At 70.7% G+C, this 26,177-nt stretch carries 22 protein-coding genes and 2 rRNA genes; 8 read left to right on the top strand and 16 right to left on the bottom strand.

The features are described from left to right. The first annotated feature begins 142 nt into the window (after positions 1-142). Positions 143-634: a DUF4383 domain-containing protein gene (locus ACFY2Q_RS08305; RefSeq protein WP_387128509.1), complete on the top strand. Its 492-nt coding sequence runs from the start codon at positions 143-145 to the stop codon at positions 632-634. 75 nt (positions 635-709) lie between these two features. Beyond that, positions 710-1,372 (top strand): DUF6766 family protein, encoded by a 663-nt coding sequence (locus ACFY2Q_RS08300; RefSeq protein ID WP_387128508.1) that lies wholly within the window; start codon positions 710-712, stop codon positions 1,370-1,372. Between the two features lie 55 nt (positions 1,373-1,427). On the opposite strand, the gene ACFY2Q_RS08295 is transcribed toward ACFY2Q_RS08300, so the two are convergent. The 8 genes from ACFY2Q_RS08295 to ACFY2Q_RS08260 all read right to left on the bottom strand — a co-directional run bounded on the left by ACFY2Q_RS08295 (position 1,428) and on the right by ACFY2Q_RS08260 (position 10,973). Further along, on the bottom strand, positions 1,428-1,877 hold the full coding sequence (locus tag ACFY2Q_RS08295; protein ID WP_387128507.1) for a GNAT family N-acetyltransferase: 450 nt from the start codon (positions 1,875-1,877) through the stop codon (positions 1,428-1,430). A gap of 70 nt (positions 1,878-1,947) precedes the next feature. Beyond that, the gene (gene obgE, locus ACFY2Q_RS08290; RefSeq protein ID WP_387128506.1) at positions 1,948-3,435 is read right to left on the bottom strand and encodes a GTPase ObgE; all 1,488 of its coding nucleotides are present in this window, start codon (positions 3,433-3,435) and stop codon (positions 1,948-1,950) included. Positions 3,436-3,528: 93 nt separating this feature from the next. After that, positions 3,529-3,783, bottom strand: a complete 255-nt coding sequence (gene rpmA / locus ACFY2Q_RS08285; protein ID WP_074313740.1) for a 50S ribosomal protein L27 — start codon at positions 3,781-3,783, stop codon at positions 3,529-3,531. Positions 3,784-3,794: 11 nt separating this feature from the next. Continuing rightward, positions 3,795-4,109 carry a 50S ribosomal protein L21 gene (gene rplU / locus ACFY2Q_RS08280; RefSeq protein ID WP_007464063.1) on the bottom strand — a complete coding sequence of 105 codons (315 nt, stop codon included), beginning with the start codon at positions 4,107-4,109 and terminating at the stop codon, positions 3,795-3,797. Positions 4,110-4,274: 165 nt separating this feature from the next. After that, positions 4,275-4,775, bottom strand: a complete 501-nt coding sequence (locus ACFY2Q_RS08275; RefSeq protein ID WP_387128505.1) for a hypothetical protein — start codon at positions 4,773-4,775, stop codon at positions 4,275-4,277. A 124-nt stretch (positions 4,776-4,899) separates the two neighbouring features. Further along, a complete protein-coding gene (locus ACFY2Q_RS08270; RefSeq protein ID WP_387128504.1) occupies positions 4,900-7,977 on the bottom strand; it encodes an Rne/Rng family ribonuclease in 3,078 nt (1,025 codons plus the stop codon). Between the two features lie 131 nt (positions 7,978-8,108). Further along, a complete protein-coding gene (locus tag ACFY2Q_RS08265; protein ID WP_387129102.1) occupies positions 8,109-8,828 on the bottom strand; it encodes a TIGR03936 family radical SAM-associated protein in 720 nt (239 codons plus the stop codon). A gap of 168 nt (positions 8,829-8,996) precedes the next feature. Then, positions 8,997-10,973 (bottom strand): TIGR03960 family B12-binding radical SAM protein, encoded by a 1,977-nt coding sequence (locus tag ACFY2Q_RS08260; RefSeq protein WP_387128503.1) that lies wholly within the window; start codon positions 10,971-10,973, stop codon positions 8,997-8,999. 172 nt (positions 10,974-11,145) lie between these two features. On the opposite strand from ACFY2Q_RS08260, the gene ACFY2Q_RS08255 reads away from it, so the two are divergent. Then, entirely contained in the window at positions 11,146-12,495 is a 1,350-nt protein-coding gene (locus ACFY2Q_RS08255; RefSeq protein ID WP_387128502.1) for a hypothetical protein, read from the top strand. Between the two features lie 17 nt (positions 12,496-12,512). Here ACFY2Q_RS08255 and ACFY2Q_RS08250 read toward each other — a convergent pair whose 3' ends face one another. Both ACFY2Q_RS08250 and ileS read right to left on the bottom strand, forming a co-directional pair. After that, entirely contained in the window at positions 12,513-13,202 is a 690-nt protein-coding gene (locus tag ACFY2Q_RS08250; RefSeq protein WP_387128501.1) for a lysophospholipid acyltransferase family protein, read from the bottom strand. Positions 13,203-13,358: 156 nt separating this feature from the next. Beyond that, on the bottom strand, positions 13,359-16,505 hold the full coding sequence (gene ileS / locus ACFY2Q_RS08245; protein WP_387128500.1) for an isoleucine--tRNA ligase: 3,147 nt from the start codon (positions 16,503-16,505) through the stop codon (positions 13,359-13,361). A 310-nt stretch (positions 16,506-16,815) separates the two neighbouring features. Between ileS and ACFY2Q_RS08240 the strand changes: the two genes are divergently transcribed. The 3 genes from ACFY2Q_RS08240 to sigJ all read left to right on the top strand — a co-directional run bounded on the left by ACFY2Q_RS08240 (position 16,816) and on the right by sigJ (position 18,351). Further along, positions 16,816-16,959, top strand: a complete 144-nt coding sequence (locus tag ACFY2Q_RS08240; RefSeq protein WP_387128499.1) for a hypothetical protein — start codon at positions 16,816-16,818, stop codon at positions 16,957-16,959. Positions 16,960-17,038: 79 nt separating this feature from the next. Then, positions 17,039-17,479 carry a carboxymuconolactone decarboxylase family protein gene (locus ACFY2Q_RS08235; protein WP_387128498.1) on the top strand — a complete coding sequence of 147 codons (441 nt, stop codon included), beginning with the start codon at positions 17,039-17,041 and terminating at the stop codon, positions 17,477-17,479. Beyond that, the gene (sigJ, locus tag ACFY2Q_RS08230; protein ID WP_387128497.1) at positions 17,476-18,351 is read left to right on the top strand and encodes an RNA polymerase sigma factor SigJ; all 876 of its coding nucleotides are present in this window, start codon (positions 17,476-17,478) and stop codon (positions 18,349-18,351) included. The genes ACFY2Q_RS08235 and sigJ overlap by 4 nt, the downstream gene beginning before the upstream one ends. Positions 18,352-18,445: 94 nt before the next feature. Here the strand turns inward: sigJ and ndk are convergent, their stop codons facing one another. Continuing rightward, positions 18,446-18,871 (bottom strand): nucleoside-diphosphate kinase, encoded by a 426-nt coding sequence (gene ndk, locus ACFY2Q_RS08225; RefSeq protein WP_355598064.1) that lies wholly within the window; start codon positions 18,869-18,871, stop codon positions 18,446-18,448. 142 nt (positions 18,872-19,013) lie between these two features. Between ndk and ACFY2Q_RS08220 the strand changes: the two genes are divergently transcribed. Then, on the top strand, positions 19,014-20,456 hold the full coding sequence (locus tag ACFY2Q_RS08220) for a VOC family protein (protein WP_387128496.1): 1,443 nt from the start codon (positions 19,014-19,016) through the stop codon (positions 20,454-20,456). A gap of 51 nt (positions 20,457-20,507) precedes the next feature. On the opposite strand, the gene ACFY2Q_RS08215 is transcribed toward ACFY2Q_RS08220, so the two are convergent. The 3 genes from ACFY2Q_RS08215 to ACFY2Q_RS08205 are packed head-to-tail and all read right to left on the bottom strand — an operon-like array spanning position 20,508 to position 24,906. Further along, a complete protein-coding gene (locus tag ACFY2Q_RS08215; protein WP_387128495.1) occupies positions 20,508-20,960 on the bottom strand; it encodes a DUF4233 domain-containing protein in 453 nt (150 codons plus the stop codon). After that, positions 20,957-22,291, bottom strand: coding sequence for a bifunctional folylpolyglutamate synthase/dihydrofolate synthase (locus ACFY2Q_RS08210; protein ID WP_387128494.1), 1,335 nt, complete (start codon positions 22,289-22,291; stop codon positions 20,957-20,959). Before ACFY2Q_RS08210 ends, ACFY2Q_RS08215 begins: the two co-directional genes overlap by 4 nt. Next, positions 22,288-24,906 (bottom strand): valine--tRNA ligase, encoded by a 2,619-nt coding sequence (locus ACFY2Q_RS08205; protein ID WP_387128493.1) that lies wholly within the window; start codon positions 24,904-24,906, stop codon positions 22,288-22,290. Before ACFY2Q_RS08205 ends, ACFY2Q_RS08210 begins: the two co-directional genes overlap by 4 nt. A gap of 69 nt (positions 24,907-24,975) precedes the next feature. Between ACFY2Q_RS08205 and ACFY2Q_RS08200 the strand changes: the two genes are divergently transcribed. After that, the gene (locus ACFY2Q_RS08200) at positions 24,976-25,662 is read left to right on the top strand and encodes a hypothetical protein (RefSeq protein WP_387128492.1); all 687 of its coding nucleotides are present in this window, start codon (positions 24,976-24,978) and stop codon (positions 25,660-25,662) included. Positions 25,663-25,775: 113 nt separating this feature from the next. Here ACFY2Q_RS08200 and rrf read toward each other — a convergent pair. Together rrf and ACFY2Q_RS08190 are read right to left on the bottom strand one after the other, a co-directional pair. Further along, positions 25,776-25,892 (bottom strand): 5S ribosomal RNA (gene rrf, locus ACFY2Q_RS08195). A gap of 85 nt (positions 25,893-25,977) precedes the next feature. Then, positions 25,978-26,177, bottom strand: a 23S ribosomal RNA gene (locus tag ACFY2Q_RS08190); the annotation flags it as partial.

The raw sequence follows: 26,177 nt of genomic DNA, 5'->3' as shown, positions 1-26,177 counted from the left end.
TTTTCGCTTCCATACCTCTTCGCGCATTTCTCTGCGCGGCGGGCCGGATCGACTTCAAAATGGAGGATCGTCGGGCTGCGTCACGTCGCCGCTACGGACAGCGAGATTCGCGGGGCTGGCAGATCCACGGAGGGGGCAGGGGATGGCACGAGACGCGCGAGGTAGCCGACCTGCCGCGCAGCGGCCCCGGGTGCAGGTGGCCGCGCTGGCCGTGGCCGGGGTCTTCCTGCTGATCGGTGTCCTCGGCTTCATCCCCGGCATCACCACCGACTACGGCGAGTTGCGTTTCGCGGGGCACCACTCGGAGGCCAAGCTGCTCGGGCTGTTCCAGGTGTCGATCCTGCACAATGCTGTGCACCTGCTGTTCGGGCTGGTCGGCCTGGTGATGGCCCGCAGCATCGCCGGCGCTCGACTCTTCCTGGCCGGCGGCGGTGCCATCTACCTCGCCCTCTGGCTGTACGGGCTGGTGGTCGAGGGGCTCGACGAGGCGGGTGGCGCGAACATCCTGCCGGTGAACAACGCCGACAACTGGCTGCACCTCGCGCTCGGCTTCGGCATGGTCGCGCTCGGGCTGCTGTTGTCCAACCAGGTGGGCACCGGCGGGCGACTGGACACCCCGCTCGACCGGCCCTGACCTGCCCGTTCCGGGTTTCACGGCCGCACCGGCATGGGTATCAGCGCGTCGATGATCCCGTCAAGGAGGTCGATGATGCCTCGGTGGATACGTGACAACGCCCTGACCGTCGCCATGCTGGGGGCGTTCCTGGTCTTCCTGGTGTTGCAGAGCATCTTCGGGTGGCAGACCCACAACGAGGAGCTGACCGAGTTCGGTGCCGCGCCGTTGAGTTGGCCGGCGTACCTGACCACCGGGCACTTCGCCGAGGCGGTCTTCGAGAACTGGGAGTCGGAGTTCCTGCAGATGGGCGGGTACGTCCTGCTCACGGCGCATCTCGTGCAGCGCGGCTCGGCCGAGTCGAAGCCTGTGGACCAGACCGACCGGCCCGAGGACGACGAGCGTCGGGCCACCCCGCAGTCACCCTGGCCGGCGCGCGTCGGCGGCCTGCCGCTGGTGGTCTACCGCAACAGCCTGTCCATCGCACTGCTGCTGATCTTCGCCGGTTCGTTCGTCGGCCACCTGCTCGGCGGCACGGCCGCCTACAACCAGGAGCAGGCGTTGCAGAGCGGGGCACCACCGATCGGGGTGTGGGACTTCCTCGGCACCAGCGACTTCTGGTTCCAGTCGATGCAGAACTGGCAGAGCGAGTTCCTGGCGGTCGGCGCCCTGATCCTGCTGAGCATCGTCCTGCGCCAGCACGCCTCGCCCGAGTCGAAGCCGGTCACCGTGGCGCACGCCGAGACCGGAGCCGCCTGACCACCGCCGTCAGGCCGCGACAGGCAAAACCGTCAGGCCGCAACCGGCCTAGCCGTCAGGCCGCAACCGGCAACCGCTTGGCAAAGCAGACGCTGTACGGGTTACCCACGTACTCGCCGTACACCGGGATCCGGTCGTACCCGCACGAGGCGTACAACCCGAGGGCCGCGGGCAGGTAGGTGCCCGTCTCGAGGCAAACCACCGAGTGGCCCTGCCGGAACGCCAACTCCTCCAGCGCGGCGAGCAACTGGCGGGCGATCCCCCGCCCCCGGTGCGCCGGACGGACGTACATCCGCTTGATCTCGCCGGTGGTGGCGTCGAGCGGCTGGAGGCCGCCGCACGCGACCGCCTGGCCGTTCGCTACCACCGCCAGGTAGCGGATGTCGTCGTGGGTGATGGTGACCTGCCCGTCCAGCCCGCCGTCGGCCACACGCAGCTCACGCTGCTGGGCGATGACCAGGGTGGCGATCTCGGGATCGGTGGCGGGCCGCGACTCGATCAGCATCATCCGACGTTAGGCCGGGTGGATTTCGCGGAGGTTTCCAGCAGTCAACCCGGTCACGGAGCGCAACGGGCTACTCGGTGTCGTCGTCAATGTCGTCGTCGAAGTCGTCGTCGAAGTCGTCGTCGTCGGAGGTGTCCGCGCCCACCTCGTCCGCCGAACGCACCCGGCGGGCCTTGCGCGCGGCGAGCCGCTCCGCCGCCGAGGCCCGGTTCGACTTCTCCTCCAGCCGGATGTCGGTGCCCCGGTTGCCGGGCACGAACTCCACGCCGGCGTGGAGCGTCGGCTGCCAGTCGAACTCCCGCTCGCCGATCCGCACCAGGTCACCGGGCTTGGCGCCGGCCCTTGCCAGCTTGTCCTCGACACCGAGCCGGGCCAGCCGATCGGCCAGGTAGCCGACTGCCTCGTCGTTGTCGAAGTTCGTCTGCTTGACCCACCGCTCCGGCCGGACGCCCCGGACGGTGAAGGAGCCGTCCGTCTCGGCAGTGATGGTGAAGCCGTCGTCGTCCACGGCCATGGGTCGGATGACGATCCGGGTGGGCTCGGCCGGCGGCGCGGCCTTACGCTCCGCGTCGACAAGTTCGGCCATCGCGTACGTCAGCTCCTTGAGCCCTTCGCGGGTGGCCGCGGAGACCTCGAACACCCGGTAGCCGCGCTCCTCCAGGTCGGGGCGCACGATCTCGGCCAGGTCCCGGCCGTCCGGCACGTCGACCTTGTTGACCGCCACCAGCCGCGGCCGGTCGGTAAGCCCGCCGTACTGGCTCAGTTCGGCCTCGATGGCGTCGATGTCGGCGACCGGGTCACGGCCGGGCTCCAGGGTCGCCGAGTCGATGACGTGCACCAGCACCGCGCAGCGCTCGATGTGTCGCAGGAACTCCAGGCCCAGCCCCTTGCCGGTGGCCGCGCCGGGGATCAGACCCGGCACGTCGGCGACGGTGAAGGTGTGGTTGTCCATCCGGACCACACCGAGGTTGGGCACGAGAGTGGTGAACGGGTAGTCGGCGATCTTCGGCTTCGCGGCGGAGATCACCGAGATCAGCGACGACTTGCCGGCCGACGGGAAGCCCACCAGACCCACGTCGGCGACGCTCTTGAGCTCCAGCACGATGTCCAACTGGTCGCCGGGCTCCCCCAACTCGGCGAAGCCCGGAGCCTTGCGCTTGGCGTTGGCAAGCGAGGCGTTGCCCCGCCCACCGCGCCCGCCGCGGGCCACCTCGAAGGTGGTGCCGGAGCCGACCATGTCGGCGAGCACGGTGCCGTCGGTGGTCTGCACCACTGTGCCGTTGGGCACCTTGAGCACCAGGTTGCGGCCGTTGGCCCCGTCCCGGTTCGACCCGGCGCCGCCCTTGCCGTTGTCGGCCTTGACGTGCGGGTGGAAGTGGAAGTCCAGCAGCGTGGTCACCTGCGGGTCGACAACAAGCGACACGCTGCCGCCATGCCCGCCGTTGCCGCCGTCCGGCCCCCCGAACGGCTTGAACTTCTCGCGGTGGATCGAGACACACCCGTGCCCGCCATCGCCGGCCTGCAGATGCAGGACGACCCGGTCAACGAACGTCGCCACGGCGTCAATCCTTCCAGCGAGGGTCGACCCCGCACTTCGAAAAAAGCGAAGCGGGCCGGGACCCGGAGGTCCGCGGCCCGCAAAGCCTGAAAGCTACTGCTGAGGAACGATGCTGACGGTCTTACGACCGCGCTTGGTGCCGAACAGGACCGCACCGGCGGACAGCGCGAACAGCGTGTCGTCGCCGCCACGGCCGACCAGGTCACCGGGGTGGAACTTGGTGCCACGCTGCCGGATGAGGATCTCACCGGCGCTGACGACCTGACCACCGAAGCGCTTCACGCCGAGTCGCTGGGCCGCGGAGTCACGACCGTTACGCGAGCTGGACGCACCCTTTTTGTGAGCCATTGGAGGACGACCTACTTCCCGCTGGAGATGCCGGTCACCTTGACCTGGGTCAACGGCTGGCGGTGACCCTGGCGCTTGTGGTAGCCGGTCTTGTTCTTGAACTTGTGGATCCGGATCTTCGGGCCCTTGGTGTGCGCGGCGATCTCGCCGGACACCGCGACCTCGGCAAGCTTTGCCGCGTCGGTCACCAGGTCGTCACCGTCGACGAGGAGCACCGCGGTGAGCTTCACCGCGTCACCGGGGGCACCGGTGAGCTTCTCGACCTCGATCACGTCGCCCTCGGCGACCTTGTACTGCTTGCCGCCGGTCTTGACGATCGCGTACATCGGAGGCGGACTCCCTGTCGTTAGGCTGCTGACGGTCGTCCCCGTGGCGGCTCGCCGGGTAGCAGTGCACGGCGGCGCGGGCACACGGGAACTCAGCACACCAAAGGTGCGCCGCAGGCAAGAGTACGCCATGCCTGGCCCGGACCCCAAACCGGCCCGCCCTGCTCAGCGTGCGCAGAGCTGGTCGAGGCGCTGCTGGAGCCTGTCGAGTTCGGTTTCGTCGATCGACTCGACGTCGGCGCCGAGCGCGGCGGCCTCGGTGCCGATGTCGGTGAGCAGTGCCTTGAGCTGCGGATCGACGGCTCGGGCCGACTGCTCCCGCAGGGCGGCACGCCACCGTGCCAGCGCCGCCTCGGCCCTTGTGCGGGCCGCCTGGGCAGCGGCACTGTCGCCGGCACCCATCGCCGCCACCATCCGGCCCAACTCCTCCACGTACACCCGTAGGGCGGTCGTGCCGGCCTGCCGTGCCTCGGAGCACACCTGCGCGTCCCCCGCCGGGGGCGTACCGCTCGACCCGGCGGAAGCTCCCTCGGACCCGGCCGCCGTCGGGCCGGACCCCGCTGTGGTCGCACTGGCCGTGCCCTCACCGGCCGGCCGGTCGGCGGCGCAACCCGCCCCGGCGGTGAGCGCGCCGACAAGCACGATCGCGGCGAGCAGGCGACTCATCCTCTCCTCCTGACCGGGAGCGGCACGCTGACCGGGAGCGGCACGGTGGGCCCGAAACGGCGAGGTCCCTCCCCCGTCAGATTGCCGGAGAAGGGACCTCGTCAAACATGCCGCGGGTCAGGCGTCAGGGGCGGGTCCGCCGGCGGGTGCCACCCCGCCGGGAACGGCGACGCCCTGAGCCACCCTCGCTGCTCTCCTCGTCCGCGTCGCCGTCGGCGAGCGCGTCCGGGTCGTCCGCCGCGGCCAGCCGGGCCGACTCGCCCTGCTGGCTGTCGGTGACCGCCGGCCCGGCGGCAGCCTCCGACTCGTAGCGGGACAGGTCGTAGCCCATGGTGTCCTGGTAGTCGGCGTCCGGCTCAGCGCTGGTGTCGATGTCGGTGTCGGTGTCGACGACCTCGACAACCGCCCGCTCGGCCGGGGCGTTCTTGCGCGCCCGGCGGCGGGAGGACGCGGTGGCCTGCTCGGCGGCGGGGGCGGCCACCGGGGCCGACGAGGCGACCGCCTTGACCTTCTCCCCCGCCCCACCGGTGCGGGGCTTCTCCGGCACCGGCTCGGTGTGGATGATGACGCCCCGACCCTTGCAGCACTCGCAGGTCTCGCTGAACGCCTCCAGCAAGCCCGCGCCGATCCGCTTACGGGTCATCTGCACCAGGCCGAGCGAGGTGATCTCGGTGACCTGGTGCTTGGTGCGGTCCCGGCCCAGGCACTCGGTGAGCCGCCGCAGCACCAGCTCACGGTTCGACTCCAACACCATGTCGATGAAGTCGATCACCACGATGCCGCCGATGTCCCGCAGCCGGAGCTGACGGACGATCTCCTCGGCCGCCTCCAGGTTGTTGCGGGTGACCGTCTCCTCCAGGTTGCCCCCGGAGCCGGTGTACTTGCCGGTGTTGACGTCGACGACAGTCATCGCCTCGGTCTTGTCGATCACCAGCGAGCCGCCCGACGGCAGGAACACCTTGCGGTCCAGACCCTTGATGATCTGCTCGTCGATCCGGTACTCGGCGAAGATGTCGCTCGTGCCGACGTGCCTGCGCACCCGGTCGACCAGGTCCGGAGAGACGTGCGACAGGTACGACTCGACCATGCCGTACGACTGCTCGCCCTCGATCACCAGCTCGCGGAAGTCTTCGTTGAACAGGTCTCGGACCACCCGGATGACCAGGTCGGGCTCCTCGTAGAGCAGCACCGGGGCGCCACCCTCGGCGGCCTTGGCCTGGATGTCCTCCCACTGCGCCTGGAGCCGCTTGACGTCGCGCGCCAGCTCGTCCTCGCTGGCGCCCTCGGCTGCCGTGCGGACGATCACGCCGGCGCCGTCCGGGACCAACTTCTTGAGTACGTCGCGCAGCCGCTTGCGCTCGTTGTCCGGCAGCTTCCGGCTGATGCCGGAGGCGTTGCCGTTGGGCACGTAGACCAGGTGCCGGCCGGAGAGCGCGATGTGGCTCGTCAGCCGGGCGCCCTTGTGCCCGATCGGGTCCTTGGTGACCTGCACCAGCACCGAGTCACCGGAGCGCAGCGCCTGTTCGATCGAGCGGGCGCGGCCCTCCAGACCGGAGGTGTCCCAGTTGACCTCGCCGGCGTACAGCACCGCGTTGCGGCCCCGACCGACGTCGACGAACGCCGCCTCCATGCTGGGCAGCACGTTCTGCACCTTGCCCAGGTAGACGTTGCCGGCCATCGTGCCGGAGGAGTTGCGGGTGACGTAGTGCTCGACAAGCACCCCGTCCTCCAGGACGGCGATCTGGGTGCGGTCACCGCGCTGCCGGACCGCCATCACCCGGTCGACCGCCTCGCGGCGGGCCAGGAACTCCGACTCGCTGAGGATCGGCGGTCGGGTACGCCGCTGCTCCCGGCCGTCCCGGCGGCGCTGGCGCTTGGCCTCCAGCCGGGTCGAGCCGGACACACCCTGGACCTCGTCGACGGTACGGCGTGGCTCACGGATCTTGACAACGGTGGGTACGCCGTCGTCGGCGGCCCCCTCGGTGTCACCGGCGCCACGGCGACGGCGACGCCGGCGGCGACGGGTCAGCCCGTCCCCACCCTCGGACTCCTCGTCCTCGTCGCCCTCGGCCTCGGCGGTCTCTTCCTCGTCGGCCTGCGCGGCTTCCTCGGAGTCCTCGTCCTCGGCGTCGTCGGCCCCGCCCTTGCCCCGGCCACGGCCACGGCGACCACGCCGGCGGCGCCGACGCGCGGCGGCGCTGTCCTCGTCGTCCTCATCCGCCTCGGCAGCCTCGTCGACCTCGTCGACGGGCTCCTCCTCGGCCTCGATGGCCTCGACCGGCTCCACCGGCTCGACGTCGCGGCGACCGCGCCGCCGCCGACGGGACGGCTCGGCCTCGACGGCGAACTCGTCGGCGACCGGGGTGGGCTCGGCCGGTCGGGTCACCGGCACGGCGTCCGGCTGCGGCGCCATGAACAGCACTGTGGGCGCGGAGAGCGCCGCCCGCCGACGCCGGGTCCGCGGCTGCTCCGGCTCGATGACCTCGGCCGGCTCGATCGGCTCGTTCGCCACGTTGGCCACCGAAACCCCTGGCGGTACGTCGCCGGAACTCGCCTGGGCGCCACTGGTGCGTGTCGGCGCGGCGGTGGCGTCGATCTCCACCTCGTTCAGTTCGGCTTCCGCCTCGCGCAGGTCCGACTCCGCCGGCGTCTCGACGGCCTCCGCCTCGACGGAGGGCTCCTCGACGGAGGGCTCCTCGACGGCAGGCGGCTCCTGGACTGCTGCGGGTTCCTCGACTGCTGCCGGCGTGGCCTTCTTCCGCCGCGTACGCGTCACCTTGACCGGGGGCACCACCTCGGCGGACGCCTCCTCGGCGGCGGCCGCGACAAGCGGCTCCGCGGCTGTCGTCTCGACAGCGGTGGCCTTGCGGCGGCGCCGGGGGGTCTTCGGGGCGACATCCTGGTCGCCGGAGATCGGGGCGAGGACCTCCGCCTGCGGCGACTCGGCGCTGCCCGTTCCACCGGTGGACGCCTCGACCGGCGCGTCGGTCTGCTCCGGTTGGCTGAGCGGTGCGGCCCGACGACGGGTCGTCCGGGCACGCCGCACCGGAGCTGCGGGCTCCGCGCTCGGCGCATCCGTCGGCTCCAGCGGAGCCGAGCCGGCGGCCGTGGCGGAAGCGCCGTCGGTGGTGCTCTGGTCAGCGGTGTCACCGGCCGGCTGTGAGCCGGTCCGTTCGCCGCCCTCGGGCTCGTTCTCGAGCATGGACGTTCTCCAGTTCTGGCTGCCCCGGGCGCGGGTGAGCGCTGCCACGCAGGGTTGCCGCAAAAGTGTTTCCGCCGGGCGCGCGTGGTGCGCGACCGCCGAAGTCTGCCTGCCAGAGCACTGACCGTCGGTCAGCGCCCAACGATGGCTGCCCCGCCGCGGTCCGCATCCAACGGATCCACGATCGCACCCTGCGCGGTCAACGTGCCCTGAGCCAGCCGGGTCACCCTCGGCGAGACCGGCGGCTCCAGGTCGGCCACCACGCGGAGGCCGGAAAGGACGTCATCGGGCCGTACGGACGGGGTGACCTGCCGCACGACCAGTTCGAGTATCGCACACGGTACGGCCGGCGCCCCGGAAGGCGTCTCTGTCGACGCCATGACATTGATTGATATAACGGCCGCGCGAGCGTCGAAGGTCCGTCGTCCCTGCTTGGTCATCCGCTCGACGAGCACCTCGTCGGCGGCGCTGAAGGCGTCCACGGCGGCGCGCAGCACCTCGGGGTCGACCTCGGGCAGCACGATGTGCCAGTGCGACGCCTCGATCCGGTCCGGCAGGTTGCCACCGTCGGCGATCACCGCCTCCAGCACGTCCAGCCCGGGCGAGAGCGCGGCGTCCAGTGCGGCGCGCAACGCCTCCGGGTCGACCGGGGCCTGGAGGCCGATCTCCAGGTATTCCGCCTCGCTGGCAACGCCTGTGGGCGCCGCGCTGGCGTAGGAGATCTTCGGGTGCGGGGTGAAGCCCTGGGAGAAGGCGATCGGCACGGCGGCCCGACGCAGGGCGCGTTCGAAGGCGCGGGCGAAGTCCCGGTGTGAGGTGAACCGCAGCGGCCCGCGCTTGGCGTACCGGATGCGGACGCGCTGAACGATCGGCGCCTGCCCGCCCTCCGGCTGTGGTTTCTTACTGATCGTCTCGCTCCTCGGAACTCAGTAACCGTTGATCATGAAGTTATTGTCCGCGACACGCAGTGCCGCAGGCAACAACTTCATGATCAACGCGGTCTGGGGCGGGCCGGCCGATTAGGCGGTGGGGGCTTTGAGGGATTTCAGGGGGGTTAGCGGCAGGAGCTTCTTGCCTGTCGGGCCGATCTGGATCTCGGTGTCCATCGACGGGCAGACCCCGCAGTCGAAGCACGGAGTCCAGCGGCAGTCGTCCTGCTCGAAACCGCTCACCGAGTCCTGCCAGTCCTGCCAGAGCCAGTCCTTGTCGAGGCCCGAGTCCAGGTGGTCCCAGGGCAGGACCTCCAACTCCTCACGCTGACGCGTGGTGTACCAGTCGAGGTCCACCCCGAACGCGGGAAGCGTCTCGGCCGCCGCGTCCACCCAGCGCTGGTAGGAGAAGTGCTCGCTCCAACCGTCGAACCGGCCGCCGTTCTCCCACACCTTGCGGATCACCGAACCGACCCGGCGGTCACCCCGGGAGAGCAGGCCCTCGATCAGCGACGGCTCGCCGTCGTGGTAGCGGTAGCCGATGGCCCGGCCCAGCGAACGGTCCGAGTTGATCGCCTGCTTGAGGATCTTGAGCCGGTGGTCGATGACCTCCGGACGCACCATCGACGCCCACTGGAACGGGGTGTGCGGCTTCGGCACGAAACCGCCGATGGAGACCGTGCAGCGGATGTCCTTGGAGCCGGTGGCGGCCCGACCCGCCTTGATGACCTCGTGGGCCATCTCGGCGATCTCGAGGACGTCCTCGTCGGTCTCGGTGGGCAGGCCGCACATGAAGTAGAGCTTCACCTGCCGCCAGCCGTTGCTGTACGCGGTGACGACGGTGCGGATCAGGTCTTCCTTCGTCACCATCTTGTTGATGACCTTGCGGATCCGCTCCGACCCGCCCTCCGGAGCGAAGGTCAGACCCGTGCGCCGCCCGTTGCGGGACAGCTCCTGGGCGAGGTCGATGTTGAAGGCGTCCACCCGCGTCGACGGCAGCGACAGCGAGACGTTGGTGCCCGCGTACTGCTCGGCCAGGCCGGAGCACATGTCGCCGATCTCGGAGTGGTCGGCCGACGACAGCGACAGCAGGCCCACCTCGGAGAAGCCGGAGAACTCCAGCCCCTGCTGGACCATCTGCCCCACGGTGGTGATCGAGCGTTCCCGCACCGGGCGGGTGATCATGCCGGCCTGGCAGAACCGGCAACCACGGGTGCATCCCCGGAAGATCTCCACCGCGTACCGCTCGTGCACCGTCTCGGCGAGCGGCACGAGGGGCTTCTTCGGGTACGGCCAGGCGTCCAGGTCCATCGTCGTGCGCTTGTGCACACGGAACGGCACGTCCGCCCGGTTCGGCACGACCCGCTGGATGCGCCCGTCGGGGAGGTAGTCCACGTCGTAGAAGCGCGGCACGTACACGCTCTCGGTGCGGGCCAGCCGCAGCAGCAGCTCGTCGCGGCCACCCGGGGAGCCCTCGGCCTTCCACTCCCGGACGATCGCGGTGATCTCCAGGACGGCCTCCTCGCCGTCACCGAGCACGGCGGCGTCGATGAAGTCGGCGATCGGCTCCGGGTTGAACGCCGCGTGCCCACCGGCCACGATCACCGGGTCGGCGTCGGTGCGGTCGGCGGCAAGCATCGGCATGCCGGCCAGGTCGATCGCGGTGAGCAGGTTCGTATAACCCAGCTCGGTGGAGAACGAGATGCCGAACACGTCGAACTCACGCACCGGCCGGTGCGCGTCGACAGTGAACTGCGGCACGCCGTGCGTGCGCATCAGGTTCTCCAGGTCCGGCCAGACCGCGTACGTCCGCTCGGCGAGGGTGTCGGGCAGCTCGTTGAGCACCTCGTAGAGGATCTGCACGCCCTGGTTGGGCAGGCCCACCTCGTACGCGTCGGGATACATAAGCGCCCAGCGCACTGTCGCCGTGTCCCAGTCCTTGACCACAGCGCCCAGCTCACCGCCGACGTACTGGATGGGCTTGGAGACCTGAGGGAGCAGCGGCTCGAGCCGGGGCCAGACGGAATTGGTCGCGGCCGCACGCGGCGTCGTGGACGGGGCACTCATGATGGCCAAGGGTACGCGCCCACCCGCCGGCGGCCGCGCGCACGCCGCCACGACGCGCCTTCACCTTCTCCTGCCGTACCGACCCCGCGCCGTCGCCCCCGCCTCAACGCCCGCTGAGCGGCGGTGGCGACGCGGTACTAACCTCGGACCGGCGCGAGAGGAGATTGCCGCGATGCCGGAGCCCCAGCCGGGAGCACGGCCGGCCGACGGGAACACCCCGGGCGCGGGGCCGGACAAGGGTCCGGCGGTCGCCGACGAGCCGACCTCCCCACCCGTACCGCCGCAGCAGCCGGACCCCTCGGCGCAGCCCGAACCGACGGACGAGCCCCAGACCCGGGAGCAGCCCGAACCGACGGACGAGCCGCGGCCCACGGGCCAGCCGCAAGCCCCGGAGCAGCCGACGACGCCGGAGCCCGTCGCCGCGACCGAGGATGTTCCCGCGCCCCGGTGGAGCGGGTCCGCTCCGGTGCCTCCCCCGCTGCCGCGTCGACGCGCCTGGGGCGAGTCGGCCGAGCCGACCCCGCCACCGCCCGTGCCCGTCGCATCGCCGGAGCACCAGACGCCTGTCGACCCGTGGGCCGGCGTGGACACCGGCGGCTGGGACCTGCCGTCCGCCGAACTGCCCCCGCTGCCTCCGACGCTGGGCTACCCGGTGCCGCCGGCGACCCGGCAGTGGTCCGGCCCGCCCGTTCCCTCGGTCGGGGCGCACCCGGTGTCGCCGCAGGCTCCCCCGATGCCCCCGCAGGCCGCACCCCGGCCGCCGCAGGCCGTCGGACCCAGGCCACCGCAGGCCGCGCCCAGGCCGCCGCAGGCCGTGGGGCCCGCGATGCCGAGCCGGCCCATGTCGCCGCCCGCACCACCGCCGGCACCGCCCAGGCCACCCAAGCAGCGCCGGGGTCGGCGATCCGCCGCGCCGCCACCGCCGCCGCCGGGCTGGCAGGCGCCGAAGGGGTACGTGCCGGTGCCGGTGCGGCGACGTCGCCGCTGGCCGTGGCTGCTGCTGCTCACCCTGGCCTGCTGCTGCGGCTGCCCCGCCTACTACGGGTTCCCGATCTCGGCCCAGTACCCGGCCGGCGCGGCGCTACCCGAGCAGGTGGCCGACCTGAGCCTCCGTCAGGACGACGGCAGCGCCAAGACCGCCCGCGAGCTGGAGAAGGAGGTACGCCAGGAGTACTTGCTGGCCGAGGACACGTTCGCCGGCGTCTACGGCACGAAGGACGGCAAGCGGGTGACGGTGTTCGGCGGCACCGGCTTCCGGTTGACCCCGGAGGCGGACGCGGACGCGGAGATCACCCGGCTCACTGAGCGCTACACGCTTGGCGCACCCGAGACGGTGAAGACCGGCGTACGGGGCCGGCACGAGCGCTGCGCGGTCGGCCGCTCCGCCGGTGCCGACGTGGTGGTCTGCACCTCGGTCGACCACGGCAGCATCGCGACAGGCGTGTTCACCCGGCTCTCCGTCGCCGACAGTGCCGCCCTGCTGTCCACTCTGCGCAACGAGATCGTCCAACCCAAGGCGTGAGCCCGGAACCGCGAGCGTCAGGCGTCGCGGGTCGGGTCGGGGTGGGCGCGCGGCGGGGCGTAGCGCGGCACGTACTCCTGGCCGGTGAGCTTCTGGATCTCGCTCATCAGCTCGTCGGTCATCTGCCGCAGCGAGGCGCGGTCGTCCGGGCGGCCGGTGAAGTCCAGCGGCTTGCCGAACCGAATAATGATCTTGGCGGTGCCGGGATGGGGCAGCCGGGCACCGATCGGCTGGGCCTTGTCCGTACCGATCATGCCGACCGGGATGATCGGCACACCGGCGGAGATCGCCAGGCGGGCCGCGCCGGTCCGCCCGCGGTAGAGCTTGCCGTCTGGTGAACGGGTGCCCTCCGGGTAGACCGCCACCAGGTCACCGCCCTTGAGCGCCGGGATGGCGGCGTCGAACGCGGACAGTGCCGCCCGCCCGCCGGCCCGCTCGACCGGGATGGCACCCAGGCCCGTGAGGACGAACTTGGAGATCGCGCCCTTCACGCCGGTGCCCTTGAAATACTCCGACTTCGCCCAGAACGCCAGGTGGCGGGGCACCACAGTGCCGAGGAACAGCTCGTCGGCCACCGAGAGGTGGTTGCCGGCGAAGATCGCGCCGCCCGTCGCCGGCAGGTGTTCCAGCCCCTCCACGGTCGGGCGGAACGCCAACCGCAGCGTGGGCGCCACGGTGAGCTTGCCGATGGTGTAGAGCAGGGGCACTGGTCCTCCGGCGCGATCAGGTAGACGAATGGGCGGTGTCACGGTAGCGGACGCCTCCACACCTCCCGGACGGAGGTGGTGAGGCGTCCGCACCCTGACGATGTTCCGTTAGGAAGGGTCTTTTCGATACATCAGGCGTCAGAAAGGGGCCTTTCCTTACACCCGTCGAACCACTACCGTCACCCGCTCGCCGTCGCCTACCTCACCGGCGAAGCCGTCGAGGCCCTCGGCGAAGTCGACCGAGTCGGCAAGCACCTCACCGGCCACGAAGTCGCCGTACGCGGCCACCGCCGCGCGCACCTCCTCCGATGCCGACACCGACACCACGATCCGGTCCGAGACGTTCAGGTCGGCGTCGCGGCGGGCCTGCTGCACCACCCGCACCACGTCGCGGGCCAGCCCCTCGGCGGCCAACTCCGGTGTGACCTCGGTGTCCAGCACCACCACGCCCTCACCGCCGGGCAGCGGCGACGAGTGCTCGGCGTCGGCGGCGACGAGGCGCAGCTCGTACTCGCCCTCGGCAAGGGTGATGCCGGCGGCCACCGGGGCCCCGTCGACCAGCTCCCAGTCGCCCGCCTTGACCGCCTTGATCACCTGCTGGACCTGCTTGCCGACGCGCGGGCCGAGCGCCCGAGGCACCACTGTCAGCACCTGCTGGCAGTACTCGGCCAGGTCCGTGCTGAACTCGACGGCCTTCACATTCACCTCGTCGGTGACCAGGTCGGCGAACGGGCGCAACTGCTCCGCCGCAGGCGAGGCCACGACCAGCCTGGACAGCGGCAGCCGCACCCGCAGCCCCTTGGCCTTGCGCAGCGACAGCGCCGCCGAGGCGACCGCCCGGGTGGCGTCCATCGCGGCGACCAGGTCGTGGTCGGCGGGGAACTCCTCCGCAGAGGGCCAGTCGGTCAGGTGCACCGAGCGTTCCCCGGTCAACCCCCGCCAGATCTCCTCGGCCGTCAGCGGCGCCAGCGGCGCCACCACCCGACAGAGCGTCTCCAACACGGTCCAGAGCGTGTCGAACGCGTCGGCGTCGCCGGCCCAGAAGCGGTCCCGGGACCGGCGCACGTACCAGTTGGTCAACGCGTCCAGGTAGGACCGGACGGTGGCGCACGCGCCGGAGATGTCGTACGCGTCCATCTGCGCGCCGACAGTCGACACCAGCTCGTTCGTCTTCGCCAGCACGTACCTGTCGAGCAGGTGCGTCGAGTCCGTCCGACGACGGGCGGTGTGGCCGTCGGCGTTGGCGTAGAGCGAGAAGAAGTACCAGACGTTCCACAGCGGCAGCAGCACCTGCCGGACGGCGTCGCGGATGCCCGCCTCGGTGACCGCCATGTCCCCGCCGCGCAGCACCGGCGACGACATGAGCATCCAGCGCATCGCGTCCGAGCCGTACGCGTCGAAGACGTGGTAGACGTCCGGGTAGTTGCGCAGGCTCTTGGACATCTTGCGCCCGTCCGAGCCGAGCAGGATGCCGTGGCTGAGGCAGTTGCGGAACGCCGGCCTGTCGAACAGCGCGGTGGCAAGCACGTGCATGGTGTAGAACCAGCCGCGGGTCTGCCCGATGTACTCGACGATGAAGTCACCCGGGTAGTGGTGCTCGAACCAGTCCGCGTTCTCGAACGGGTAGTGCACCTGCGCGAACGGCATCGACCCGGACTCGAACCAGCAGTCCAGCACCTCCGGCACCCGGCGCATCATCGACTTGCCTGTCGGGTCGTCCGGGTTGGGGCGGACCAGGTCGTCCACCGCGGGCCGGTGCAGGTCGGTGAGGCGTACGCCGAAGTCCCGTTCGATGTCGGCGAGCGAGCCGTAGACGTCCAGGCGCGGGTAGTTCGGGTCGTCGGACTTCCACGCCGGGATCGGCGATCCCCAGAACCGGTTCCGGCTGATCGACCAGTCCCGGGCGTTGGCGAGCCACTTGCCGAACGAGCCGTCCTTGATGTGGCCGGGCGTCCAGTTGATCTCCTGGTTCAGCTCGACCATCCGGTCCCGGAACTGCGTCACGGCGACGAACCACGACGACACCGCCTTGTAGACGAGCGGGGTGTCGCAGCGCCAGCAGTGCGGGTACGAGTGGGTGTAGGTGTCCTGCTTGAGCACCACCCCCCGGTCCTTCAGCTCCCGGATCACCGGCTTGTTGACGTCGAAGACCTGCTCACCCTGGTAGGGCGGGACGAGCGCGGTGAAACGCGTGTGGTCGTCGACGGTGACGATGGTGGGGATGCCGGCGGCGTTGCAGACGTTCTGGTCGTCCTCGCCGAACGCCGGGGCGAGGTGCACGATCCCGGTGCCGTCCTCGGTGGTGACGAAGTCCGCGCCGAGCACCTGGTAGGCGTTCTCGCCCGCGTGCTCGACGAGGAAGTCGAAGAGCGGCGTGTAGCGGCGTCCGACCAGGGCCTTGCCGGTCACCCAGCCGACCTGCTCGTAGCCCTCCAGCTCCTTGGCGTACGCCCCGAGCCGGGACTCCCCGACCACGTACCGCTGGCCGTCGCGCTCCAGCACCGCGTACCGGATGTCCGGGCCGACGGCGAGCGCGAGGTTCGACGGCAGCGTCCACGGCGTGGTCGTCCAGACGCCCAGCTTGACCGGCCCGCGCACCAGTTCCGGCGCGGACTCGTCCGGGGTCAGCTCGAACCACACAGTAAGCGTCGGGTCGTGCCTGTCGCGGTAGACGTCGTCCATCCGCGTCTCGGTGTTCGACAGCGGCGTCTCGCAGCGCCAGCAGTACGCGAGCACCCGGAAACCCTCGTAGATCAGACCCTTGTCGTGCAGGGTCTTGAAGGCCCACATGACGCTTTCCATGTAGTCCAGGTCGAGGGTCTTGTAGTCGTTGGCGAAGTCGACCCAGCGGGCCTGCCGGTTGATGTACCGCTCCCAGTCCTGGGTGAACTCCAGCACCGATGTGCGGCAGGCCTCGTTGAACCGGGCCACGCCCAGATCGATGATCTCCGCCTTGCTTGTGATGCCGAGCTGCTTTTCGGCCACCACCTCGGCGGGCAGGCCGTGACAGTCCCAGCCGAAGCGCCGCTCGACGTGCCGCCCGCGCATGGTCTGGTAGCGCGGCACCACGTCCTTGACGTACCCGGTGAAGAGGTGGCCGTAGTGCGGCAGGCCGTTGGCGAACGGCGGGCCGTCGTAGAAGACGTACTCGTTCTTGCCGTCGTCGCCGGCCGGACGGGCCTCGACGGACGCCTCGAAGGTCTTGTCGGCCGTCCAGTGCTCCAGCACCCGGCGCTCGACCGTGGGCAGGTCCGGGCTCGCCGGGACACCGGCGGCGGTCGGGTCGTGCAACGGATAGGCCATCGCCTGTCGCTCTCCTCGCGCAGCTCACTCAACGTGGGTCTGCGAGGACGAACCTTCCGGGGTACGCCTGAAACGGCGCTCCCGGGTGGTCCGCGGTACCACCCCGCTTGGCGGTCAGGATCGACCGCCCGCTCATTGCCGGCTGTGACGGGCCGCACCCGTCCGGTTCTACTGGGCCGGTCACCCGGCTGTTCTTCCGGAGGCTCACCGGTGATAGCCGGGTCATCGCCTTACGACGGTCAACGATACTCGACCCACCCGCCGCCCCGCCGCCGAGTAAACCCGCGTGCCGGGCCCCCAGGCTGGCCGCGTGATCCGGATCGAGTTGGACGAATCGACGCTGGCCCGTACGCGGATCGCCACCAGCCCGCTCTGGGAGGTTCTGACAAGCCTGTTCGTGCTGCAGCGCCACCCGAAGGAGGCGCCCTGGCCGTACACCGCTGACCCCACATGACCGGGATCACAGCCGGAGCTGTCACGGCGTACCCCGGCTGGTTCGTCGTGTGGGTGTCAGAACCGACCAGGAGGTAGTCATGCAGCGGATGAACGCGGCCGAGGTAGCGCCGCAGGGATACCGGGCCGTGCTGGGCCTGGAGAAGTACGTCCAGACGAATGTCGACCACACAGTCCTCGAACTGGTGAAGATGCGGGCGTCGATCGTGAACGGCTGCGCCTTCTGCGTGGACATGCACAGCCGGGACGCGCTCGCTGCCGGCGAGTCGAGCCGGCGGCTGTTCGCGGTTGCCGCCTGGCGCGAGGCGCCCTTCTTCGACGAGCGGGAGCGGGCCGCGCTGGCGCTCACCGACGCGGTGACCCGCCTCGGCGACCACGGTGTACCGGACGACGTCTGGGACGCTGCGGCGAAGGTGTGGTCGGAGAAGGAGCTGGCGGACCTGGTCCTCGCGATTGCCACAATCAACGTATGGAACCGAGTGGCGATCACCACGCGCACGGAGCTCCCGGCGCAAGTGTGACGACCGAGGCGACGCAGGCGGCCGGTGCGCTTCAGGCGCACCGGCCGATGCTGCTCGGGCTGGCGTACCGCCTGCTCGGCAGCCGGTACGACGCCGAGGACGTGCTCCAGGAGGCGTACCTGCGTTGGCTGGGCGTGGACCGCTCGACGGTGGCCGAGCCACGCCGCTACCTGTCCCGCGTCGTGACCCGGCTGGCCCTCGACCGGCTGCGCGCGCGGCAGGCGAGCCGCGAGACGTACGTCGGGCCGTGGCTGCCCGAGCCGGTGCCGACCGAGCCCTCTCCGTTCGGGCCGCTCGACAGCGCGGAGCTGCGCGACTCGCTGTCCACCGCACTGCTGCACGTGTTGGAGCGGCTCACCCCGCCGGAACGCGCGGTGTACGTCCTGCACACCGCGTTCGAACTGCCATACGCGGAGATCGCCGAGATCCTGGACCGGACCCCGGAGGACTGTCGGCAGTTGCACCACCGGGCGGTCACCCGCGTACACCAGGAGCGGCGTCGGTTCACCGCCAGCCGGTCGGAGCGGGAGCGGCTGTTGGAGGCGTTCCTGGCCGCCGCCCGGGACGGGGACCTGGCGGCGCTTACCGGCCTGGTCGCCGCGGACGCCACGGCGTGGAACGACGGCGGCGGTCGGGTGCAGGCCGCCCGCAATCCGGTCACCGGCGCCGACCGGGTCGCCCGGTTCTTCGCCGGGATCTACGGCCCGGACCGCGAATGGGCGGTGCGGCGGCTGGAGTTGAACGGCGAACCCGCCGCCCTGCTCACCCGCGCGAACGGCGACCGCTACACGCTTACCGTCGCCGCGGCAGACGGCCGGATCACCGGGATCTACGTGGTGGGCAACCCGGCGAAGCTGCCGCCTGTCGACTGAACCCGCCGCCGCGAGCCCGCGTCGAGGGCTCGCGGTCGACGGGCTCGCGGTCGATGGGCTCGCAGTCGACGGGCTCGCGGTCGACGGGCTCGGGTCAGCCCAGCTCGGGGAACCAGAGCGCGATCTCGCGCTTGGCGCTGTCCGGTGAGTCGGAGGCGTGCACCAGGTTCTCCCGGTTGGACAGCGACAGGTCGCCCCGGATGGTGCCGGCGGCGGCCTTCCGGCCGTCGGTCGCGCCGACCAGCCCACGGACCACGTCGATGACCTGGTCGCCGGAGAGCACGAGCGCGACGAGCGGGCCGCTGGTCATGAAGTCCTTCAGCGGCGGGTAGAACGGCTTGTCGACGTGCTCGGCGTAGTGCTCGTCGGCGAGCGCCGCGTCCATCGTCCGGTGCGTCATCGCGTCGATCCGCAGCCCCTTGCGCTCGAAGCGGGAGAGGACCTCGCCGACCAGACCACGGCGAACCGCGTCCGGTTTGATCAGAACGAGGCTGCGCTCATCCGGGCTGTTGCTGGACACGCTGAGTTCCTCCTGTACGCGCAGAACGCTCGGGCTTCGGTACGGTCAGCCTAGCGACCCGGTCCCGGCGCCGGCGCGGCGGTCGGTCTTTCCCCCGGCTGCCGATCCGGCCTAGCCTGGCCCTGACCCCGGGAGGTCCACTGTGGCGAATGGCGGGAACCGGCCCATCGCGCCGGTACGCAAGTTGATCGGCATGGTGCTCGGCACCGTGGCCACGTTCGTCGTCCTCTTCGGGCTGGGCATGACCAGTTGGGCCATCGTGGCCCTCGGGGTCGCCCTGCTGGTGCTGGCGATCGCGCTGGCCACCGTACGCGGCGGTGGGCGCACCTGGGTGGTGGGCGTCGGCCACGTGCACAGCGCCTCCGAACCACCCACCCAGTACGCGTTCGGCCGCTGCGAGCTGCAACTGGTGCTGGACGCGCCGGGCCTGCCGCCCCGTTCCAAGAAGATCATCGAGCCACGCGTGCCGGTTTCCAAGTGGCCGTCGTTGGGCCAGGCCCTGCCGATCCGGGTCGCGCTGGACGACCAGCGGCACGTCAAGGTCCTGTGGGACGAGGTGCCGACCCACGCCGAGACGGCGGCGGCGGTCGCCGACCTCCCACCGGAGTTCGCCGACATCGACGCCGTGGACGAGGTGCTGATCCAGCAGGACGCCCCGCCGTGGGCCGACCACCCCGCGGACGACGACTACCGCGACCCGCGCGGTGGCGACCCGTTCCGCGACCCGCACGGTGGCGACCCGTTTCGGGACCCCCGCGCTGGCGACCCGTTCCGCGACCCGCACGGCGATCCGTTCCGGGACCCGCACAGCTCCGACCCGCTGCGTGACGACGCCATCGTCGCGCCGGAGGAGCACGAGCCGGTGGTGATGAGCCACAGCCCGAGCGGCCGGGTGGTGCTGGAGGGCGTCGTGGTCGAGCAGCAGGCCGGGGGCGGGCTGCCCCGACGGGCCACCACCCCCACGCAGCGCCCACCGGAGGACGACAGGCCCGCACCTGCGGAGGAACACGTCGACAGGCCCACAGCACAGCGCTTCGACCCGCCGCCGACGCAGCGGACCAGCCCGGTCGCCGCGGACCCACTGGACCCACTGGACCTGCCGCTGGACGACCCGGCCGTGGGCGCAACGGCCCGCGAGACCGTCACCGCCGAGGAGTTGGATGAGGCGATCTTCGGGTACGACGGCGCGGCCGTCGCGGACCGGGCCGGCCCGATCAGCGGGGTCGGCCTCACCCTGCTGGTCACCGACCTGGCCCGGTCGCTCACCTTCTACCGCGACCGGCTCGGCTTCACAGAGGTCGACCAGGGCACCGGCAACGCCGTGCTCGCCTCCGGCACGACCCGGCTGGTGCTGCGCGAGCTGACCGAAGCGGCGCCGATCAGCCGCCGGCTCGTGCACGTCAACCTCGAGGTGGACGACATCGAGGGGGCGTACGAGCGGATGCGCGACTCCGGTGTCCGCTTCACGTACGCACCCCGGGTGATCAGCCGGGGCAGCAAGCTGGAGGTGTGGGCGGCGGCCTTCCGGGACCCGGACGGCCACGGCATCGCCCTCACCCAGTGGCGGGAACGCGCCGACGCCTGACCCGGCCCACTCCCCCGCAGCGGGGTGGAGTGAGCGGGGTGGAGTGCGGCGTCAGCCGAGGATGGTCCGGCGAACGTGCAACGCGTACGCCCAGACCAGGGCGAAGATAATGCCCAGCGCGAGCAGCGACCAGTGCAGCAGACCGGCAAGCATCAGCAGGCCCTGGAGCACGGTGCCGGCGTGCCAGGCCCAGGGGCGGCGCATCATGCCGGCGAGCAGCGCGGCGGCCACCGCGAGGGCCACCACCGCGCCGATCGCGGCGCCGCCGAAGTCACCACCGACCACCCGGATCGGCTGGATGGCCAGCAGCAGCACGAGCGCTTCCAGGCTGAGTGTCCCGGCGCCCAGGCCACGGACCGCCCCTTCCGGGTTGCGCAACCCGGAACGGCGCGGCTGCCCGGCGGCGGGCTGCTCCGCCGACGGGTCGGCCGCGAGCTGCGCGGCGGTCGGCTGCTCAGTTGGTGGGTGTTCTGCGGTCCGGGGGTCCCGCTCCGGGCCGCTCATCGCTTCAGCAGCCGGCGGGCGTCCGCCACCGTGGCCACCGAACCCGTGACCAGCACCCCGACGCCGCTCAGCTCGCCGGGGACGTCCTCCTCGGCCAACGCGACCGCCAACTCGATGGCGTCCGGCATCTCCTCGGCCACCGCGACCCGCTCCTCACCGAAGATCTCCGCGGCCAGCGCGGCGAGTTCCGCCGTCGGCATCGCCCGTGGCGAGCTGTTCCGGGTGACCACCACCTGGTCGGCCACCGGCTCCAGCAGCTCCAGCAGACCTTCGGCGTCCTTGTCGGCGAGTACGCCGACGACTGCCACGAGCTTGCTGAACGCGAACTCCTCCTGAAGCGCGGTGACCGTGGCCTTCATGCCGTGCGGGTTGTGCGCGCCGTCCAACAGAATGGTCGGGGCGTTGCGCACCCGCTCCAGCCGGCCCGGTGAGCTGGTCGACGCGAAGCCCTCCCGGACCGCCTCGACGTCGAGCTGCCGTCGAGCCCCGGCACCCAGGAACGCCTCCACCGCGGCGAGCGCCACTGCGGCGTTCTGCGCCTGGTGCGCGCCGTGCAACGGGATGAACACGTCCTCGTAGACACCACCGAGGCCCTGGAGGGTGAGCACCTGCCCGCCGACCGCCACGGCCCGGCCCAGCACGCCGAACTCGGCGCCCTCCCGGGCGATGGTGGCGCCCACCTCGGAGCAGCGTTCGAGCAGCGGTTGCGCGGCCTCCTCCTCCTGCGCCGCCGCGATCACGGTGGCGCCGGAGTGGATGATGCCGGCCTTGGCGAGCGCGATGTCCTGGAGGGTGTCGCCAAGCCACTCGGTGTGGTCCAGACCGATCGGGGTGATCACGCAGACCCCGGCCTGGATGACGTTTGTGGCGTCCTCGGCGCCGCCGAGCCCCACCTCAACCACCGCGATGTCGACAGGCGCGTCGGCGAACGTCGCGAACGCCAGCGCTGTGGTCATGTCGAAGTAGGTAAGTGGTTCGTCCGAGCGCGCGTCGACCAGCTCGGCCAGCGGTTTCACCTCCCGGTACACCGAGGCGAACCGCTCCTCACTCACCGGTTCGCCGTCCAGGCTGATCCGCTCCCGAACGGTCTCCAGGTGCGGGCTGGTGTACCTGCCGGTGTGCAGCCCGAACGCCCGGAGCAGCGAGTCGATCATGCGCGCCGTGGAGGTCTTGCCGTTGGTGCCGGTCAGGTGGATCGACGGGTACGCCCGCTGCGGGCTGCCGAGCAGGTCGAGCAGCGACTCGATGCGGTCCAGCTCGAAGGCCATGCGGGTGAAACCGCGGGCGTTCAGCTCGGCCTCGACGGCGGCGAATTCGGTACGGTCGGTCACGAGGAAAGCGCCTCCAGAGCAGCGTCGATCCGGACCAGGTCGGCCTCGGCGGTGGCGAGCCGGTCGCGGATCTTCGCGACCACCGGCTCGGGGGCCTTGCCGATGAACGCGGGGTTGTCGAGCTTCGCCCGCGCCTGCGCGACCTCCTTCTGGGCGGCGGCGCGGTCCTTGGTCAGCCGGGCCCGCTCGGCGGCCACGTCGATCGACCCCCGGGTGTCCAACGCGACACCTACCGCGCCGGGCATGGCCAGCGTGGCGCTGGCCTGGAAGTCGTCGCCGGCCGGGTCGAGCCGGACCAGCGACCGGATCAGCGGCTCGTGGGCCGCGATGCCAGCGCCGGTGAGCCCGTCGAGGCGGGCGGCCACCCGCTGCGTCGGACGCAACCCCTGGTCGGAACGGAACCGGCGGATCTCGGTTACCACCCGCTGCACACTCACCAGCTCGGCCTCGGCGGCGTCGTCGATGAGCGCCCGGTCGGCCACCGGCCACGCGGCGGTCTGCACCGTCTCGCCGCCGGTCAGCGCGAGCCACAGCTCCTCGGTGACGAACGGGATGATCGGGTGCAGCAGCCGGAGCAGCTGGTCCAGCACGTGCCCGAGCACGCGGCGGCTGGCCTCGGCCCGCTCGCCACCCTCGGCGAGCACCGGCTTGCTCAGCTCGACGTACCAGTCGCAGACGTCGTCCCAGGCGAAGTGGTAGAGCAGGTCGCACACCTTCGCGAACTCGTACGCCTCGAACTGCTCGTCGACCTCTGCGGTCACGTGCGCCAGCCGGGACAGGATCCACCTGTCGACGGTGGACAACTGCTCGGCGGCGGGCAGGTCACCCGAGGTGTGCGCGCCGTTCATCAGCGCGAACCGGGTGGCGTTCCACAGCTTGTTGCAGAAGTTGCGCGAGCCCTGGCACCAGTCCTCGCTGACCGGGACGTCCTGGCCGGGGTTCGCGCCACGGGCCAGGGTGAACCTGGTGGCGTCGGCGCCGAACCTGTCGATCCAGTCCAGCGGGTCGACCACGTTGCCGAACGACTTGGACATCTTCTTGCCGTGCTCGTCGCGGACCATGCCGTGCAGGGCCACCACGTCGAACGGCTGCTTGCCGTCCATCGCGTACAGGCCGAACATCATCATCCGGGCGACCCAGAAGAAGAGGATGTCGTAGCCGGTGACCAGGACGCTTGTCGGATAGAACTTGGCCAGGTCCGGGGTCTGCTCCGGCCAGCCGAGGGTGGAGAACGGCCAGAGCGCGCTGGAGAACCAGGTGTCCAGCACGTCCTCGTCCTGGTGCCAGCCGTCACCGGTGGGCGGCTGGTCGTCCGGGCCGACGCAGACGATCTCGCCCTGCGGGCCGTACCAGACCGGGATCCGGTGCCCCCACCACAGCTGGCGGGAGATGCACCAGTCGTGCATGTTGTCGACCCAGGCGAAGTAGCGCTTGGACAACTCGGCGGGCTCGATGCGCACCCGGCCGTCGCGGACCGCGTCACCGGCGGCCTGGGCCAGCGGGGCCGTGTTGACGAACCACTGCAACGACAGCCGCGGCTCGACAGTCGTCTTGCAGCGGGAGCAGTGCCCGACAGCGTGGACGTACGGCCGCTTCTCGGTCACGATCCGGCCCTGCTCGCGCAGCGCCGCAACGATCGCGGGCCGCGCCTCGAACCGGTCCAGCCCTTCGAACGGGCCGGGCACGGTGATCACGCCGCGCTCGTCCATCACGGTCAGGGCGGGGAGATCGTGGCGTTGGCCGATCTCGAAGTCGTTCGGGTCGTGTGCCGGGGTCACCTTGACCATGCCGGTGCCGAAGGCCGGGTCGACGTGCGCGTCCGCGACGATCGGGATGCGGCGACCGGTAAGCGGCAGCTCGACCTCGGTGCCGATCAGGTGCTTGTAGCGCTCGTCGTCCGGGTGCACGGCCACTGCGGTGTCGCCGAGCATCGTCTCGGCGCGGGTGGTGGCCACCACGACCTCGTCGCTGTATCGGATGGAGATCAGCTCACCGTCGTCGTCGGTGTGCTCCACCTCGATGTCCGAGAGCGCGGTCAGGCAGCGCGGACACCAGTTGATGATCCGGTTGGCCCGGTAGATCAGGCCCTCGTCGAAGAGCTTCTTGAAGATCGTCTGAACGGCCTTGGTCAGGCCCTCATCCATGGTGAAGCGCTCGCGGTCCCAGTCGACAGAGTCACCGAGGCGCCGCATCTGCCCGAGGATCGCCCCACCGGACTCGGCCTTCCACTGCCAGACCCGCTCGACGAACTTTTCCCGGCCGAGGTCGTGCCGGGACAGGCCCTCGGCGGCGAGCTGACGCTCCACCAGGTTCTGGGTGGCGATGCCGGCGTGGTCCATGCCGGGCAGCCAGAGCGCCTCGAAGCCCTGCATCCGCTTGCGCCGGGTCAGCGAGTCCATAAGCGTGTGCTCGAACGCGTGACCCATGTGCAGCGAGCCTGTGACGTTCGGCGGCGGGATCACGATCGTGAAGGGCGGCTTGTCGCTGGTCGCGGAGGCCCGGAAGTGTCCGGCGGCTACCCACTGCTCGTACCGTCGCTGCTCTACCTCGCCCGGCAGGTACTGGCTGGCAAGGGTCGGGGCGTCGGGGCGTCGGGCATCCAGTCTCTCGGTCACCTGACAAGTCTACGGAGGGCTTCCGCGGACCTGGCGTGCGCCACCTGCCATTCGCGTACGGTGTCGGCTATGTCCGACGCACATCTCACTGAGCGCCCGCTCGACGACGGTCGCGAGCCGGTCGAGCTGACCGAGGAGCCGATCCAGCTGAGCACCCGGGACACCGGGGGCGGGCCCGACGAGCGTTCCGGCGGCTGGTCCCGGCGTCGCCGGATCGGCTGGGCGATCGCCCTTGCCGTCGGCCTCGCGGGTGCGGGCACGCTTGCCGTCGGTGGGTGGCGTGTGGCACAGCAGAAGGACACCCGGTTGACCTCACCCGACCAGGTGGCGGGGCTGACGCGGGACGACAGCGAGCGGGCGAAGAGCACAGCTGACTACCTGCGCAGCGGCCTGGCCGCCGACATCGAGCTGGACCGCAGCTTCGGCACTGTCTACCGCGATCCGGCAGACGACAAGCGTTCGGTGCTGATTTTCGGCGGCACCACCCTGCTGTGGCAGCCGGAGCGCGACCTGGACAGCCTCTTCGGCCTGATGTCCGACGAGACCGGCGCGGTGACGGGCCTGCGCGAGGTGCCCGCGGGCGACCTCGGCGGTGTGATGAAGTGCGGCAGCACCACAGGCGAGGGGGGCGACTTCGCGGTGTGCGGCTGGGCCGACCACGGCAGCGTCGTGATGGCCATGTTCCCCGGGCGGTCGGTCGCCGACGCCGGCGCCCTGCTGCGCGACCTCCGCGCCGACATGCAGACCCGCGACTGACCAAGCAGGGGTACGCAATAAGGGGTCACCCATGCAGGTGACTCTTTACTGCGTCGGCACATACAGAAACGCAGAATGGGTCACCCGTGAGGGTGACCCATTCTGGAAAGATTGTCCGGCGGTGTCCTACTCTCCCACACCCTCACGAGTGCAGTACCATCGGCGCTGGAGGGCTTAGCTTCCGGGTTCGGAATGTAACCGGGCGTTTCCCCTCCGCCATGACCGCCGTAACTCTATAGACATATCAAACAACACCACACACAGGGGTTTGTTGTTCGTTTGTCTAGAGTTGCACAGTGGACGCGTAGCAGCTTAGTAGTCAAGTCCTCGGCCTATTAGTACCGGTCAACTGAACCCGTTACCGGGCTTACATTTCCGGCCTATCAACCCAGTCGTCTAGCTGGGGGCCTTACCCCACCAAAGGTGGGTGGGATACCTCATCTTGAAGCAGGCTTCCCGCTTAGATGCTTTCAGCGGTTATCCCTTCCGAACGTAGCTAACCAGCCGTGCCCTTG

Source organism: Micromonospora sp. NPDC000316, from assembly GCF_042898885.1.
Classification (GTDB): Bacteria; Actinomycetota; Actinomycetes; order Mycobacteriales; family Micromonosporaceae; genus Micromonospora.
Note: the sequence above shows the minus strand (reverse complement) of the source record. Positions and strands in the feature narration are given on the sequence as shown.

What these genes read in the sequence shown, in the direction of transcription:
- ACFY2Q_RS08200 (WP_387128492.1), top strand. Translation starts at nt 24,976, where the DNA reads ATGTCCGACGCACATCTCACTGAGCGCCCGCTCGACGACGGTCGCGAG.
- ACFY2Q_RS08275 (WP_387128505.1), bottom strand. Translation starts at nt 4,775, where the DNA reads ATGAGTCGCCTGCTCGCCGCGATCGTGCTTGTCGGCGCGCTCACCGCC.
- ACFY2Q_RS08305 (WP_387128509.1), top strand. Translation starts at nt 143, where the DNA reads ATGGCACGAGACGCGCGAGGTAGCCGACCTGCCGCGCAGCGGCCCCGG.
- ACFY2Q_RS08300 (WP_387128508.1), top strand. Translation starts at nt 710, where the DNA reads ATGCCTCGGTGGATACGTGACAACGCCCTGACCGTCGCCATGCTGGGG.
- ACFY2Q_RS08295 (WP_387128507.1), bottom strand. Translation starts at nt 1,877, where the DNA reads ATGCTGATCGAGTCGCGGCCCGCCACCGATCCCGAGATCGCCACCCTG.
- ACFY2Q_RS08260 (WP_387128503.1), bottom strand. Translation starts at nt 10,973, where the DNA reads ATGAGTGCCCCGTCCACGACGCCGCGTGCGGCCGCGACCAATTCCGTC.
- ileS (WP_387128500.1), bottom strand. Translation starts at nt 16,505, where the DNA reads ATGGCCTATCCGTTGCACGACCCGACCGCCGCCGGTGTCCCGGCGAGC.
- rplU (WP_007464063.1), bottom strand. Translation starts at nt 4,109, where the DNA reads ATGTACGCGATCGTCAAGACCGGCGGCAAGCAGTACAAGGTCGCCGAG.
- ACFY2Q_RS08235 (WP_387128498.1), top strand. Translation starts at nt 17,039, where the DNA reads ATGCAGCGGATGAACGCGGCCGAGGTAGCGCCGCAGGGATACCGGGCC.
- ACFY2Q_RS08255 (WP_387128502.1), top strand. Translation starts at nt 11,146, where the DNA reads ATGCCGGAGCCCCAGCCGGGAGCACGGCCGGCCGACGGGAACACCCCG.
- rpmA (WP_074313740.1), bottom strand. Translation starts at nt 3,783, where the DNA reads ATGGCTCACAAAAAGGGTGCGTCCAGCTCGCGTAACGGTCGTGACTCC.
- ACFY2Q_RS08215 (WP_387128495.1), bottom strand. Translation starts at nt 20,960, where the DNA reads ATGAGCGGCCCGGAGCGGGACCCCCGGACCGCAGAACACCCACCAACT.
- ACFY2Q_RS08270 (WP_387128504.1), bottom strand. Translation starts at nt 7,977, where the DNA reads ATGCTCGAGAACGAGCCCGAGGGCGGCGAACGGACCGGCTCACAGCCG.